Source organism: Bacillus sp. J41TS8 (assembly GCF_018333035.1).
In the GTDB taxonomy this organism is placed as follows: Bacteria; Bacillota; Bacilli; order Bacillales; family Bacillaceae; genus Bacillus; species Bacillus paralicheniformis.
The window spans coordinates 51,288-66,019 of record NZ_BORF01000010.1 but is presented as its reverse complement, the minus strand read 5'-3'; the positions used below and the strand labels follow the sequence as shown (position 1 = coordinate 66,019).

The window sequence follows — 14,732 nt, the reverse complement described above, 5'->3', positions numbered from 1 at the left end:
TTTTTGTATAATAATTGGTAAAGGATGTGATCATACATGATTTCCTCACAAGTGAAATCCCAGTTGATTGAAATTGTCGGCTCTGTCAATTATGACGATTCGAACGCCGGACGGCTCGTCTATTCTTATGATGCGACACCCCAGTTTCAATCGATGCCTGACGCGGTCATAGCCCCGCGCAGCACAGAAGAAGTATCGCAAATCGTGAAAATCTGCAACACGCACCGCATTCCGATTGTGCCGAGAGGTTCAGGTACAAATCTTTGCGCCGGCACATGCCCGACTGAAGGAGGAATTGTCCTCCTGTTTAAGCATATGAATCGAATTTTAGAAATCGATGAAGAAAACTTAACGATAACCGTTCAGCCCGGCGTGATCACGCTTGATTTAATTCACGCCGCTGAAGAAAAGGGATTATTTTATCCGCCCGATCCGAGCTCGATGAAGATCTCGACAATCGGCGGCAACATCAATGAAAACTCGGGCGGCCTCCGCGGGCTGAAATACGGAGTGACACGCGATTATGTCATGGCGCTTGAAGTCGTTCTCGCAAACGGGGATATCATCCGCACTGGCGGCAAACTCGCCAAAGACGTTGCCGGCTATGATTTGACGCGTCTTTTCGTCGGTTCTGAAGGAACGCTCGGCATCATTACTGAAGCAACATTGAAACTCATCCCGGCACCCGAAACAAAAAAAACCGTCCTCGCCCTCTATCAAGATATCGACTCTGCAGCCCAAACGGTTTCAAATATCATCGCACACAAAATCATTCCGACGACGCTCGAATTTCTCGATCAGCCCACGATTCAGGTGATCGAAGACTTCGCGAAAATCGGCCTTCCCGTCCATGCCAAAGCGGTTCTCCTGATCGAACAGGACGGCACCGAGGAAGCAGTCCGCCGTGACATTGCCCTGATTGAAGAGATTTGCACAAAAGGAAATGCTGTGTCCGTTCAAACCGCGCAAACAGAAGCTGAAGCGGAAAATCTTCGGGAGGCCCGCCGCACCGCACTTTCCGCTTTAGCCCGTTTAAAGCCGACGACCATTCTGGAGGATGCCACGGTACCGCGCTCTGAAATTGCCGAAATGGTAAAAGCAATTAATACGATCGCCGAAAAGCACAAAATATCGATTTGTACATTCGGGCACGCAGGCGACGGCAACCTTCATCCGACCTGTACGACAGATGTCAGAAACAGTGAAGAAATGAAACGGGTCGAACAGGCTTTTGAAGACATCTTTAAAAAAGCGGTTGAGCTGGGAGGAACAATCACCGGAGAACATGGGGTCGGCGAAATGAAAGCTCCTTATCTGGAACTGAAGCTGGGCAAAGCGGGAATCGCCGCCATGAAGGCGGTAAAACAGGCGCTGGATCCTAACAGCATCATGAATCCCGGGAAGATATTTGCGAAAGACTCCCGCAAGCGGGTGGTGGTGACAAAATGACGACAGCTAACGAAAGAAAGGTCATTGAACAGCAGTTTAAAAAAAGAATGGACGAGGAAGAGCTGCTGAATTGCATGCGCTGCGGCTTTTGTCTGCCGTCATGCCCCACCTATATCGAATCCGGTTTTCAGGAAAGCCATTCACCGCGCGGACGCATCGCGCTCATGAAAGCGGTCGTCGATGGGGCGATTGAGCCTGATGAGGATGTCGAACGGTCACTGGAGCTTTGCCTCGGCTGCCGGGCGTGTGAACCTGTATGTCCTTCAGGCGTAAACTACGGGCGCTTGCTTGAAGAAGCGAGGGATATTATTCAGCAGAACAAAAAACACACCCTTCCGGTTAAAGTGCTTCGCCGCGCGGTATTCAAAGGGCTTTTCCCCCACCAAAACAGAATCAGGGCGCTGACTGGAATACTCGGCGTGTATCAGCGTTCCGGCATGCAAAATGTGATTCGCAAATCGGGCTTACTTCGTCTTTTGCCGGACCATCTCGCGAAAATGGAGGCTGTTTTGCCGAAAGTTCCCGATATGAAACAGCTGAAAAAACGGCCGCACCTGCTCCCTGCGATCGGAGAGAGAAAAAAACGGGCCGCCTTTTTCTCGGGCTGCCTCATGGATACGTTGTTTTTAGATACGAATATGGCAACCATCGAGCTGCTGCGGCTGGCCGGCTGCGAGATCATCATTCCCGAACAGCAGACCTGCTGTGGTGCCCTCCACGGACACAGCGGCGAAAAGTCTGAGGCCGTCCTGCTCGCAAAACGAAATATTCAGGCATTCGAGGATTCAAACGCGGACTTTATCGTGACAAATGCAGGGGGATGCGGAGCATTTTTAAAGGAATATGATCATCTCCTGAAAGATGACTCTGAATGGCGGAAACGGGCAGCGGTTTTTACAGGGAAACTGAAAGACTTTTCTTCCGTCCTGTTGGAGCTGAACTTTGATCAGCGATCCCTTGAACTGCCGCAGCAAATCGTCACCTACCAAGATTCGTGCCATTTGCGAAATGTCATGAACACCTCCGCTGAGCCGAGATACCTTATTCGCAGCATCAACGGCATTGAATTCAAGGAAATGAAAAATGCCGAAAGCTGCTGTGGATCAGCCGGTATTTATAACATTGTCGAATCCGAAATGTCGATGAAAATTCTCGATACAAAAATGGAAGCAGCAGCAGCGACCCGGGCCGCTACGATCGTTACAGCTAATCCCGGATGTCTGCTGCAAATGAAGCTCGGCATTGAACGAGCTGGGCTTACAAACCAAGTGAGAGCTGTTCATCTGGCGGATTTATTGCTGGAAGCCGTCCAGGAGTGACTAGGCGGCTCACATTTGGTATATTTCTCGGGAAATAAATCGAAATATGTCTTCTGCTGCTATTTCCGGACAGCAGGAAATTCTCCATTCGGCTGGATGAAGCGCAAACCTGTTACCTGTCCGGAATCGCCGGCTTCGAACCGGACGCTGAAACCCGGCAGGTTTTTGATTTGAAATGTCAACTCACGGTAAGGCTCAAGTTCGTAATCAGGCTGACCGGGCAATGAAACCCAGAGCGTCCGGTTGTTTCTGAAAGACACAACGACATCTGTTCCGTCTTCCAATGCATATTCGCCCGTTAAAGAAGCAAGAAATTCAGGATCGTACAACCGCTGATCCGGCTTCCTGACAAATTCGATTTCTCCAGCGCCTTCCGCCATTTCAAACGGTACGGAAAGGCGGCTGATATGTCCGTGTATATCAGCGCTGAAAGATGAGAGCATCGCCATCTCCGTGAGCGGCATTTTCATCTCGAATATATTGTAATGATAATGCTTCAAAGGCATCACAAACGAATTGAAGAGCGCCTGTAACATACCGTCTTTACACTCTATTTTGATTTCACCGTAGCCGGGGTGCTCGTATACACCTGTGTAGTCCTTCAGGTCATGAGAAGGCTTCGTTCCTTCAATTTTGGTAAGATCCGCGGTTCGATCCACGCCTAAAGCCGCTTTCATTATTTTTTCCGCTTCGCCTTTCAGCCGGCCGTTCCAATCAATCTCTTCCAATCCAAGCAAGCGGTCAAAAATATTGTACGCCAGAACATTTGGGAGAAAGCTGCCGTTCATATTTGTCAAAATGGCAATCCCGATTTTTTCATAAGGCATGAAAGCAACAAGCGATGAAAAACCGTCAATATTTCCGCCATGATGAATCATATGACGGCCACGGTACGGTTCAACAAACCAGCCGAGCCCATAGCTGCAGACAGGGAGTTCCTTCGCTTTAAGAATGGAGTCGCAGGAAATGCAAGGCGTATGCAGCTCATGAAGGCTTCCCTCTGATAGAACACCGCTGAATTTGTCGCTGCCAAGCTGAAGCAGCACCCAATTTGCCATATCCAAGGCATTGGAATTGATCGATCCAGCCGGCCCGATCACATCGATATTGCGAAAAGGAATTTTTTCAACTGTTCCGTTTTTCTCTTGATATGGAAAGGCAAAATCGGAAAGCTTTTGCATATCTTCGACCGAGAAGCTGCTGGATGTCATATGCAAGGGTTTGAAAATCCGCTCATGAACAAACTCCTCCCATGTCGTTCCCGCTATTCTTCCTGCAAGATAACCGGCCGTCATGTACATCAGGTTCTGATACTGCCATTTTGATCGAAAATCCAGATTCGGCTCAAGGTAGCGGAGCCGTCTGAAAAGCTCTTCCCTTGAAAAGGAGGAATTGTACCACATCATTTCGTGTCTTGGGAGGCCCGAACGATGGCACGCCAGATCACGGGGAGTCATCCGTTCGGTTGCCACCGGATCATACATCTTAAACTCCGGGAGGTATTCCCTTACCGGCTTGTCCCATTCCATTTTCCCTTCATCAGCCAAAACCGCCATCGCCGCCGTTGTAAATGCCTTGGAAGCGGAACCGATCGCAAATACCGTTTCCGGGTTCACTTTTAATTTCCGTTCTTTATCCCTGAATCCAAACCCTTCCGCCATGATGATCTCGTCTTCCTTAATGACTGCAACAGCGGCTCCGGGAACGTTCCACTCCTTCATTTTTTCCAGGGCAAATGCCCGAAAGCCTTTTAATTCCTTTATAGGCTGTCTCATTTTACTCTCCTCTCTTGATCTAAGCGTCTTATGCCTGTTCCAGGTGTCCGTATTCCATACGTTTGTTCGCCCGAATGGTTTCATTTAGAGAAAATTTGTATATTTATTCACGAATTCCAAAAGATAGGTATAAGGCTGAAAATGTCTAAAAAACAAGGAGGTTTTGTTCAATGTTTGGATTTATTTGGTCATTGATCATCGGCGGAATTTTAGGCTGGCTGGCCGGCCTCATTATCAGACGTGATGTACCCGGAGGAATCATTGGAAATATTATCGCGGGATTTATCGGTTCATGGCTCGGCTCCATGATTTTGGGACGCTGGGGTCCGATGATCGGCGGATTTAATATCATTCCGGCTCTGATCGGTGCGATCATTTTGATTTTCATCGTCAGTCTTGTCATGAGAAGTATGGGCGGACGAAACCGCAATGCTCAATAATGGATGATTTACGACGGTTTCATTAGAAACCGTCGTTTTTTATTTCATTCTGCTGCCGTCTTTTATATAATTAATTAGAAACACGAAATATTTTCAAGGGGAGGCTGTACATTGGAAAAAGTGGCAGAAAAAAGACCGAAGCGCTCTGAGGTGCCGCAGGAACTGACTTGGAATCTTACTGATTTATTTCCTTCTTATGAAGCTTGGGAAGACGCACTTGTGAAAATTGAGGAAGATCTCGTATCCATCGGCTCATTTAAAGGAAGGCTTCACGAAGGAGCTGACGTGTTGCTCGATTGTTTAATGCTGCAGGAAAAACTGCTAGAGCGCCTAGTCCGGGCCGCCGCCTATACTCACCTCAGAAAGTCCGAAGATTTGACAAACCCCGTCAACCAAGCCGACGCTTCAAGGATGGCCGCACTTCAAGCAAAACTAAACGCCGGGCTTTCATTTATCCAATCGGAAATTCTCGAATTCCCCGAAAATCAAGTGGAGACGTACATAAAAAATGAGAAAGGACTGGAGCCTTTCAGCAAAATGCTGTCCGAGATAATGGAGCGCAAGCCGTATAAGCTTGCTCCCGAAACAGAGGAAGCGTTAGCCGTTTTAGGCGAAGTGCATGATGCACCGTACAAAATTTTCGGGATGGCGAAGCTTGCAGATATGCAATTTTCACCGATTCAGGACCGGAACGGCAATGAGTTGGCCAATTCGTTCGCGTTATATGAAGGAAAATACATGTTCTCTCCTGATACGCATATTCGCAGAACCGCCTTTGACTCCTTTACAAATACCCTGCAAACATACAAAAATACCATCGCCGCCGTCTATGAAACAGAAGTCAAAAAACAGGTCGGCATGTCAAGGCTTCGCGGATATCAATCCGCCACCGATATGCTTCTTCAGCCGCAAAGCGTCACGCTCGAAATGTACCACAACCAGCTTGATGTGATTAAAAACGAACTTGCACCTCATATGCGCAAGTATGCCGCCTTGAAAAAACGCGTATTAGACCTCGACGACATGCGCTTCTGCGATTTGCAGGCTCCGCTTGATCACGACTTCAGTCCAAAGACGACTTACGAACAGGCCGGCCGGATGATCTTGGACGCTTTACAAGTGATGGGACCCGAGTACGCGGAAGTCATGGAAACCGCATTGACTGAGCGGTGGGTTGATCTCGCTGACAACATCGGCAAATCCACGGGTGCGTTTTGTTCAAGTCCGTACGGAGTGCATCCCTTCATTTTGATGACATGGACGGATACGATGCGGGACGCCTTTACCCTTGCCCATGAACTCGGTCATGCCGGTCATTTCTACTTGGCAAACCGCAAGCAGCGCATCATGAATGTCAGACCGTCTCTATATTTCATCGAAGCGCCTTCTACAATGAACGAAATGCTTCTCGCCCAGCATTTGTTTTCCAAAACAAATGACCCGAAAATGAAGCGCTGGGTCATCAACCAATTGATGGGCACGTATTACCACAATTTTGTCACCCATCTGCTTGAAGGGGAATATCAGCGGAGAGTCTACGAACTCGCCGAACAAGGGTGCGCACTTACCGCTTCCGTACTGTCTGAACAAACCACCGCCGTGCTGTCCGAATTCTGGGGCAGCGGAGTGAAGCTTGATGAAGGGGCAGGTTTAACATGGATGCGTCAGCCGCACTACTACATGGGGTTATACCCTTACACCTATTCAGCCGGGCTGACAGCATCGACAATCGTCTCGCAGCAAATTAAAGAAGAAGGTCGCCCTGCCGTCGAGAGATGGCTGAACGTTTTAAAAACAGGCGGTACAATGAAACCGCTGGACCTGTTGAAACACGCGGGTGTTGACATGTCGACGGATCAACCGATACGCCAGGCAGTTGCGTATGTCGGAACATTGGTTGACGAGCTCGAAAAACTGTATGATCCAAAAGAAGACCGGCCTGATTAACAGCCGGTCTTCTTTTATGCGGTTACAGACTGCCGAACTTCGGATTGCCTTTCATTCCGATCCATAAGTCTGATTGCTCTAATAAATGTGCGGTGCGAAGCAGCCAATGTTCCTTTCCTTTCGGTGCCGTCACTTGAACGCCGAGCGGTAAACCTTCATTTGTGAGGTGGACCGGGACGCTCATCGCAGGCTGTCCGGTTAAGTTGGCAAGCTGTGTGAATGGTGTATATGTCAAGCTTTTCAAAAACATTTGATAAATCAACGACTGCTGCTCATTTTTTTCCAGCTCACTCACTTTCAGGAGCGCTTCGGCTTCTTTTTCGGTATGAGTAAGCTCGCCGACCTTTGGAGCGGGGTAAGCCGTTGCAGGGGTCACATACAGATCATAGGTCTCATGAAACGCCGCCATTTGTGCAGCTGCTTGATCCCAGGAAGCAAGGCTTGCCGTAAATTCGGCTGCCGACACTTTTTTGCCTGCTTCATTAAGCACCCATGTGACAATTTCAACATCCTGAACAGTGATCGCTCTTCCAAGCGTTTTTTCCATTCCTAGAATCATCGCGGAAATTTCACCGCTGTTCATTAAGTAGTAGTTCTCCATTAACCGGAGTCCATCAACGCCGTTCGCCTGCTCTTCGACGCGGTGTCCCTGCGCTTCCAGCCATTTAACGGTGCGGTGAACGGCTTGTTTGGCTTCATCACTGACAGGCGTTCCGACGGGTGATTCTACAGAAAATGCGATATTCAACGGGCGCTCCAGCCCTTTTTTCATATCCTCTTCATAATGGCCCGGAAATAAAGGCGTTTGAAAAGCGGCTTCAGGCTGAACGGTTTGCAGGATATCAAGGAGCGCAGCGCTGTCCCTGACCGTACGGGACAGCGCAAAATCGATCGATGCTCCCTGCCATTGCCGCCCGACGCCCGGTCCTACAGGCGTTCTGCCCCGGGTCGGCTTCAAACCGAATAGCCCGGTAAATGAAGCGGGGATCCTAATGGAGCCTCCCCCGTCACTAGCTCCTGCAAGGGGAACGATTCCGGCCGCCACCGCTGCAGCGGAACCGCCGCTTGAACCGCCGGGTGAATAATCGGTGTTCCAGGGATTTCGCGACGGCCCGTATAATTCAGGCTCAGAAATATTTTTCAATCCGTATTCGGGCGTATTCGTTTGGCCGAGAAATAAAAAGCCGGCGCCGCGCAATTTAGCAACGAAATTCGAATCGCGCTTTGGTTGATAAGATGAAAGTAGCTTGGCGCCGGCTGTAAGAGGCTCCCCTTTCAACGCTTGGGAAATGTCCTTTAAAAGGATCGGCACCCCGGCAAACGGCTGCTGTCTGATATCGAGCTGTCTGCATTCATGTTTGACTTGTTCTTTTCTCGTCCGAACGACCGCATTCAGTTCTGGATTGACTTCTTCAAGGCGGGAAAAAGCAGCATCGATTAATTCGTTCACCGTTACTTCCCCATGTTTGATAAGCTTAGATAAAGCAACTGCGTCATGCTTCATATAGTCAGATATATTCATATCAGTACCTCACTTTACTGTTCGCTTGTGTTTACTATTGTGCATGAGCCTTTTGAGGATTTCAATGTTTTCAGTTTAGATCAAAAAGGAGATGAGTGAAATGAATATTCGAAGGTTACACCCAGAACATGAGCCGCCGCTTGATTTACTGTTGACGGCAGACCCTTCCGAAAAACTGGTTATCGATTATCTCAAACGGGGACAATCCTATACAGCAGAAATCGACCGCCGGATTGTAGGTGTCTATGTGCTGCTGCCGACGAGACCAGAAACAGCAGAGCTCGTCAATATCGCCGTCAAAGAAGATCTGCAGGGAAAAGGAATCGGCAGACAATTGGTTATGCATGCGATTGAAACGGCAAAATCACAAGGATTTAAGACAATTGAAATCGGAACCGGGAATTCAAGCATCGGGCAGCTTGCGCTCTATCAAAAATGCGGATTTAGAATCACCGGCATCGACCGCGACTTTTTCTTGAGGCATTACGAGAAACCGATATACGAAAACGGCATGCGCTGCATCGATATGGTTCGCTTAGCGCTCGATCTTTAAAAAATCCGCCGGGCTCCCCGGCGGATTCTCGTCAATATTCTTCAAAATAGGACTGGATCTTTTTCGGATCATCTGTTTTGGTCAGCGCCAGCATCAGCAAAATCCGGGCTTTCTGCGGGTTCAAAGAGTTGGAAGCCAATATGTTTTCCTTTTCAAGATCAGGATTGGGCGTAACAACCCCGCTGCCGGTGCGTGTAGAACGCACGACTGCCGCCCCTTTTTTCACCGCTGCGACTGCCCCTTTTTTCGCCTCGTCGGAGACTGAACCGTTTCCGCTTCCCGCATAGATAATGCCTTTCGCTCCCGCCTTGATTGCAGCGTCAAACAGATAGCGCCCGTCGTTTTGATACCCGTATATGATGTCGACTTGAGGAAGCTGATTGATCTTGGAAATATTAAAATCGGTATCTTTCGTATGCTTTTTTGTGATGTCATTATGAAAATAGATGCCGTCGGCAATATTGCCGAGGTACCCCATTTCTTCCGACTTGAAAGTGTCAGGAGCTGTCGTATGGGTTTTCGTCACATATCTTGCCGCAGCAATCCGGTCATTCAGCACCACCATGGTTCCTTTCCCGTAAGCTTCCTTGCTCGCAGCGACCTTTACAGCATTGTACAAGTTGGCAGGCCCGTCGGCTCCAATCGCTGTGGAAGGCCGCATAGATCCGACCACAACGACGGGTTTATCGCTTTTGAGGACGAGATTTAAAAAATAAGCCGTTTCTTCCAAGGTGTCCGTTCCGTGAGTGACGACAATTCCATCGACATCATCTGAAGCTAAAAGCTTCGCAGTGCGCTTGCTCAATTTCAGGAGCGTTTTATTGGTCATATTCTGACTTCCGATGTTTGCCACTTGTTCTCCGCTGATATTCGCGATATCCTTCATTTCCGGAACGGCTTCGATGAGCGTATCAATCCCGACTGCACCCGCTTTATAATTGGTCGTCGACGTTTTGGACTGATTCGCTCCGGCAATCGTCCCCCCTGTAGCCAAAATTCTTATGTTGGGCAGACGGTCATTTCCTTGGGCAGTCTTAACAGAAGCAGTTTCCGTCTTCGCCCGGGCCTTTGTTTCATTTCGAGATTCGTTTGAACCGGAGCACCCGGCATTGATCAAAAGCAATAAGCCTAACACAATAAATAACATTCGTTTTTTCGTCATGTTTTGATCTCTCCCTGCTGCGAAGTCCGCTAATTATATATGTATTTTCTCTTTCCTCCTCTCTTTCATACCAGTTTAAAATGCATTTATACGCTGTCTATTTATATGTTAGATTTTCTTCTGCGTTTTTTTGCATTAAAAAAAGGGAAACCTCGTTTCCCTCTTCAGACCTTCTATTGTTTTAAAAAGCTGAATTCTTCCTTTATTTTTCTCAACAGCTCTTCATTGGTGAGCACATCATAGGCCGTGAATGCCATAGATTTTGCGCCGAGCATTAAGCCTTCGAACCCTTGGCTGCTCATGGCTGCCTCCCGAAACTCGGGTGTGTGGCACGCGTACGGTTCATCGCAAATTTGTACATAAGGATGAATGGAAGGTGCGATCTGGCTGACATTCCCCATATCAACTGAACCTCCTCCGTCCGCTTTTTCATGAATCGAATCGGGATCGACGCCCAACTCGATCATGTTTTGTGTAAAGGCGTCTGACAGCGTTTCATTTGTTTTCAAATCATCGTAAGACAGCTCATAAAAAGAGCTCTTAAGTCGGGCTCCAGTCGCAAGTGCGGCTGCTTTTGCACAATTTTTTACTTTATCGAGCAGTTCATTGACATAAGCACGTTCTGTTCCTCTGACATAAAACTGGGCAACCGCATAATCCGGCACAACATTTGCCGCTTTCCCTCCCTCCGGAATAATCCCGTGAATCCGGGCATCAGGGAGAATATGCTGTCTGAGCGCATTAATGCCGTTGAATGTCTGAATGACGGCATCGAGCGCATTGATTCCTTCGTGAGGCGCTCCCGCCGCATGCGAGGCCTTTCCAAAGAATTCGAATTGAATCGCATCCATCGCCAGCGATGTTCCGCTTTTTTCATGCCTGCAATACGGATGAACCATCATAGCGGCGTCCAAGTGATCAAAAACCCCTTGTTCGGCCATGGTTACTTTTCCGCCTTTCGTTTCTTCCGCAGGCGTTCCGTAAACATACACTTTCCCTCCGCATGATGCGATGACTTTGCTGACGCCGATCGCGGCGCCGACCGCCATCGTGCCGATCAAATTGTGCCCGCAGGCATGGCCAAGGTCAGGTAATGCATCATATTCAGCCATAAACCCGATGGCAGGGCCGGGACGGCCGCTGTCAAATTCGGCCGTAAACGCCGTCGCAAGGCCGCATGTTCCTAACTCCACCTGAAAACCGTGTTTTTTCAGCTCCTCGGACAGAATCTTTGAAGCTTTGAATTCTTCATGTCCCAGTTCAGGGTGATTGCCTATATACTGGCTGATATGCAGCAGCTCTTCACGAATATGTTCGATCTCTTTCTCAATTTGTTTTTTCATAACGGTTCTCCCTTCTCCATTACCGGAAGTTCTTTTCCAGGGTTGACAAAGTAAAGCTCATATCCTCAAAATGATTAAATATATAATTATATGAATATTAATACATTATAAAGGAGACGAACGGAATGAGCAATGGCACCTCCCAGAAAATAAAACTGCACTTCCCTCATACTTATGCTTTGATTTTTTTCATTATCATTTTAGCTGCACTGGCTTCATACTTCATTCCATCAGGAGAATTTGAGCGGGTTGAAGAAGACGGCCGAACGGTTATCGTACAAGGGAGCTACACACAGACTGACGCCGGTCCGGTCGGTTTTTTCGAGATGTTTAAAGCCATACCGGAAGGCATGATTCAATCGGCGGATATTATTTTTTACATCTTTTTAATAGGCGGAGCTTTCGGCATCATCCATCAGACCGGGATGATTCGTGCAGGTGTTCATGTGCTCGTGCAGCGCTTGAAGAAACGCGGTTTCCTCCTGATTCCCGTCACCATGTTCGTCTTTTCCATCGGAGGCGCAACGATCGGTTTATCTGAAGAGACGATTATTTTTATTCCGATCGGCATCACTGTTGCAAGAGCGCTTGGCTATGATTCAATGACCGGGCTGGCGATGATTTCCCTTGGCGCGGCTGCAGGGTTCACCGGCGGCATGTTGAACCCGTTCACAGTCGGAATCGCACAGACAATTGCGGAAGTCCCGGTGTTTAGCGCCCTCGGTTATAGATTGGCCGTTTATGCCGCCATGCTCGGTTTCTCCATTTTTTATGTCATGCGGTACGCCGAAAAAGTCAAAGCGCACCCAAATACCGGTTTGATGTATGGAAGCGAAACAGAGATGAATGAAGAGACAGCCGCAGGACAAGCTGATCTTTCCTTCACTGGAAGACACGGCCTCGTCCTGCTGATTACAGCATTGGGCTTCGGCATCAATATGTTCGGTGTATTTCAATGGGGGTGGTTTTTAAGCGAGTTGTCGGCCGGCTTTCTCATCATCGGCTTTGCCGCCGGCCTTGCGGGAGGACTCGGCATCAACAACACCTTCCATTCATTTGTCGATGGTATGAAACAGGTTGTATACGGAGCGCTGATTGTCGGCTTCGCCCGTGCCATTGTCATCGTATTGGAAAACGGACAGATTATCGATACGATCATCAACAGCCTTGCTTCAGCCATCAGCTCACTTCCGAACGAAATCAGCGCCATTGGCATGTTCGCCGTGCAAATCGTGATCAACACATTTATTCCATCCGGAAGCGGACAGGCAGCCACAACGATGCCGCTTATGGCGCCGCTGGCCGATTTATTGGGATTCGAACGCCAGATTGCCGTATTCGCGTATCAATACGGAGACGGAATCACCAACTCCATCATCCCGACCTCCGGTGTACTGATGGCTTCGCTTTCAATCGGAGGCGTCACTTACGAACGCTGGGTCAAGTTTGTCTGGAAGCTGGTCGCAGGCTGGATTTTCATCGGCGCCGCCGCAATTGTTATCGCCATGATCATCGGTATTAAGTAAACATCCGGTCCACAATATGCAGCCGGAGCCCCCGGCTGCATTCCTCATACATGTCTCCGTCTCCCTGACCATAGAGAAGCTAAACCATCAAAACCGGCGTTTCTGAGACGATTGATCTACTAAATTTTAAGCTCAGGTTAAGAAAACCCGAAAACGGGACTTTTTATCCACCATAGTCCAATTTCAAAATTCATCAACAAAGTGGCGGATTCTAAACAAAACACTTATATTTTTCACCTGTTCTGCCTTGTCATGGCTAAGCTGGAAAATGGATCAATCTCAATTAAATGCACCGTTTTGTAAGTCATTAGTTTTAGTCTATTCATACTACCCAAAGTTTGAAAACATGCCTAATCTTGCAAAACATTGACCAAAATTAGTATTTAACACCTATTTATTATTGATTCTTCAAACCTTAAAATGAGTGATGTTGTTTCTGTTTTTTTAAAGAAACTAAGGAAAAAGGAAGAATTATAATCAAATTTTCACTGTTAGATAAATGAAATGACCGGGACTTGAGTAAGATTTGTCCCGATGAAGGGCCTTTTTACCCTAACCACCCCATTCTTTTCATTTACATAACATTGAAAAAATAATAATAAAAAAGGAGACAGACCATGCGAAGTAAAAAGTTTTTTCTAATGATGCTTTTGATGATTGTAGCAGTCGTGTCAACAGCCTGCGGAGGCAGCAAAAGTGCGAGCGGAGAGAAAGAAGATACGAAAAAAGCAGATAATGCAGAAGTTAAAATACTAAGCTCCGAATATACGCTTCCGGATGATTCATCAACAAACCTGCACGAAAATGAACTTATACTAAAGATCAATGTTTCCGTTAAAAATACAGGAAAAGAACCATTGATGGTTGATAAAAGCCAATTCAGCCTTTACGAAGGCGACTCAAAAATGTCGGACGTCAGCGTATATGATGAAAGAAACAAGAGACTTCGTTCTTCCACGCTGAATTCTGACAAGGAAGTCGACGGAAATATCTATTACATCGTTGAAAAGGGCAAAAAGTTTCAGCTTGAATACACACCTGACATGTACGGTGAAAACAAAGCCGATCCTGTCAAATTCGAGATCGACGGCGGCAGCGACGATTTGCTGAAAACAGCCAAAAAACTTGAAGATCCGGCAAAAGCTTTGCTGGCTTACACAGATGTAACGATTTTCGGCAAAGATAATGATAACTTTGATAAACTGGTCGACGAAAATAAACGTGAAGTCGTTACCGATTACCTTGAAGGCGCTCAAAAATCAATCGTTCGCTCTTTAGGATATTTTGATGAAGAAGATGTCGATAAAAAGAAATTGAATAAACTGATCAGTGCCATCCAAAACGCTTATCAAGAAAAATCTCAAGTCAAAGCAGTTACAAAATCAATTTCAGGCGATGAAGCAACTGTTGAGGCAACCGTTACACCAATCGATAATACGGATGTCCAAAAGAAAGTGAAGAAAAGACTGGAAGACTATGTGAAAGACAGCGGCAAAAACTTCATGTCCAGAGATGAATTGATCAATCCTGCGATTGACATCATGAGTGAAGAAATCAAAAAAGCACAGGCGACTTCAAGTGAGAAAACAGTTGAAGTTAAGCTTGAAAAATCAAAAAATGACAAATGGAAAATGGATGCTGATAATTACAAGACCGAACAATACTTCTCAAGCTTCCTTAAAAGCAACAACTAAAA

The 14,732-nt window shown here is 47.3% G+C and carries 11 protein-coding genes; 7 read left to right on the top strand and 4 right to left on the bottom strand.

Annotation, left to right across the window (positions count from 1 at the left end; all coding sequences use genetic code 11):
• Positions 1-36: 36 nt before the first annotated feature.
• Together glcD and KI350_RS14320 are read left to right on the top strand one after the other, a co-directional pair.
• Positions 37-1,449, top strand: a complete 1,413-nt coding sequence (glcD, locus tag KI350_RS14325) for a glycolate oxidase subunit GlcD (protein ID WP_023857785.1) — start codon at positions 37-39, stop codon at positions 1,447-1,449.
• Positions 1,446-2,768, top strand: a complete 1,323-nt coding sequence (locus tag KI350_RS14320) for a (Fe-S)-binding protein (RefSeq protein WP_025810806.1) — start codon at positions 1,446-1,448, stop codon at positions 2,766-2,768. The genes glcD and KI350_RS14320 overlap by 4 nt, the downstream gene beginning before the upstream one ends.
• A 59-nt stretch (positions 2,769-2,827) precedes the next feature.
• Here the strand turns inward: KI350_RS14320 and KI350_RS14315 are convergent, their stop codons facing one another.
• A complete protein-coding gene (locus KI350_RS14315) occupies positions 2,828-4,543 on the bottom strand; it encodes a serine hydrolase (protein WP_023857783.1) in 1,716 nt (571 codons plus the stop codon).
• A gap of 170 nt (positions 4,544-4,713) precedes the next feature.
• Here KI350_RS14315 and KI350_RS14310 point away from each other — a divergent pair, with 170 nt between their 5' ends.
• Together KI350_RS14310 and pepF are read left to right on the top strand one after the other, a co-directional pair.
• Positions 4,714-4,983, top strand: a complete 270-nt coding sequence (locus KI350_RS14310) for a GlsB/YeaQ/YmgE family stress response membrane protein (protein WP_017474015.1) — start codon at positions 4,714-4,716, stop codon at positions 4,981-4,983.
• 111 nt (positions 4,984-5,094) lie between these two features.
• On the top strand, positions 5,095-6,930 hold the full coding sequence (pepF, locus tag KI350_RS14305; RefSeq protein ID WP_048350147.1) for an oligoendopeptidase F: 1,836 nt from the start codon (positions 5,095-5,097) through the stop codon (positions 6,928-6,930).
• 22 nt (positions 6,931-6,952) lie between these two features.
• Here the strand turns inward: pepF and KI350_RS14300 are convergent, their stop codons facing one another.
• Positions 6,953-8,452: an amidase gene (locus KI350_RS14300; RefSeq protein ID WP_020450038.1), complete on the bottom strand. Its 1,500-nt coding sequence runs from the start codon at positions 8,450-8,452 to the stop codon at positions 6,953-6,955.
• Between the two features lie 100 nt (positions 8,453-8,552).
• On the opposite strand from KI350_RS14300, the gene KI350_RS14295 reads away from it, so the two are divergent.
• Positions 8,553-9,005: a GNAT family N-acetyltransferase gene (locus KI350_RS14295; RefSeq protein WP_039073159.1), complete on the top strand. Its 453-nt coding sequence runs from the start codon at positions 8,553-8,555 to the stop codon at positions 9,003-9,005.
• A 31-nt stretch (positions 9,006-9,036) separates the two neighbouring features.
• Here the strand turns inward: KI350_RS14295 and KI350_RS14290 are convergent, their stop codons facing one another.
• A complete protein-coding gene (locus KI350_RS14290; protein WP_026580480.1) occupies positions 9,037-10,167 on the bottom strand; it encodes a type II asparaginase in 1,131 nt (376 codons plus the stop codon).
• A gap of 173 nt (positions 10,168-10,340) precedes the next feature.
• Complete coding sequence (locus KI350_RS14285) at positions 10,341-11,510, bottom strand: M20 family metallopeptidase (RefSeq protein WP_039073158.1); 1,170 nt, start codon at positions 11,508-11,510, stop codon at positions 10,341-10,343.
• Between the two features lie 125 nt (positions 11,511-11,635).
• Here KI350_RS14285 and KI350_RS14280 point away from each other — a divergent pair, with 125 nt between their 5' ends.
• Both KI350_RS14280 and KI350_RS14275 read left to right on the top strand, forming a co-directional pair.
• On the top strand, positions 11,636-13,036 hold the full coding sequence (locus KI350_RS14280) for a YfcC family protein (RefSeq protein WP_065643677.1): 1,401 nt from the start codon (positions 11,636-11,638) through the stop codon (positions 13,034-13,036).
• A gap of 617 nt (positions 13,037-13,653) precedes the next feature.
• Positions 13,654-14,730, top strand: a complete 1,077-nt coding sequence (locus KI350_RS14275) for a DUF4352 domain-containing protein (protein WP_065643676.1) — start codon at positions 13,654-13,656, stop codon at positions 14,728-14,730.
• Positions 14,731-14,732 lie beyond the last annotated feature (2 nt).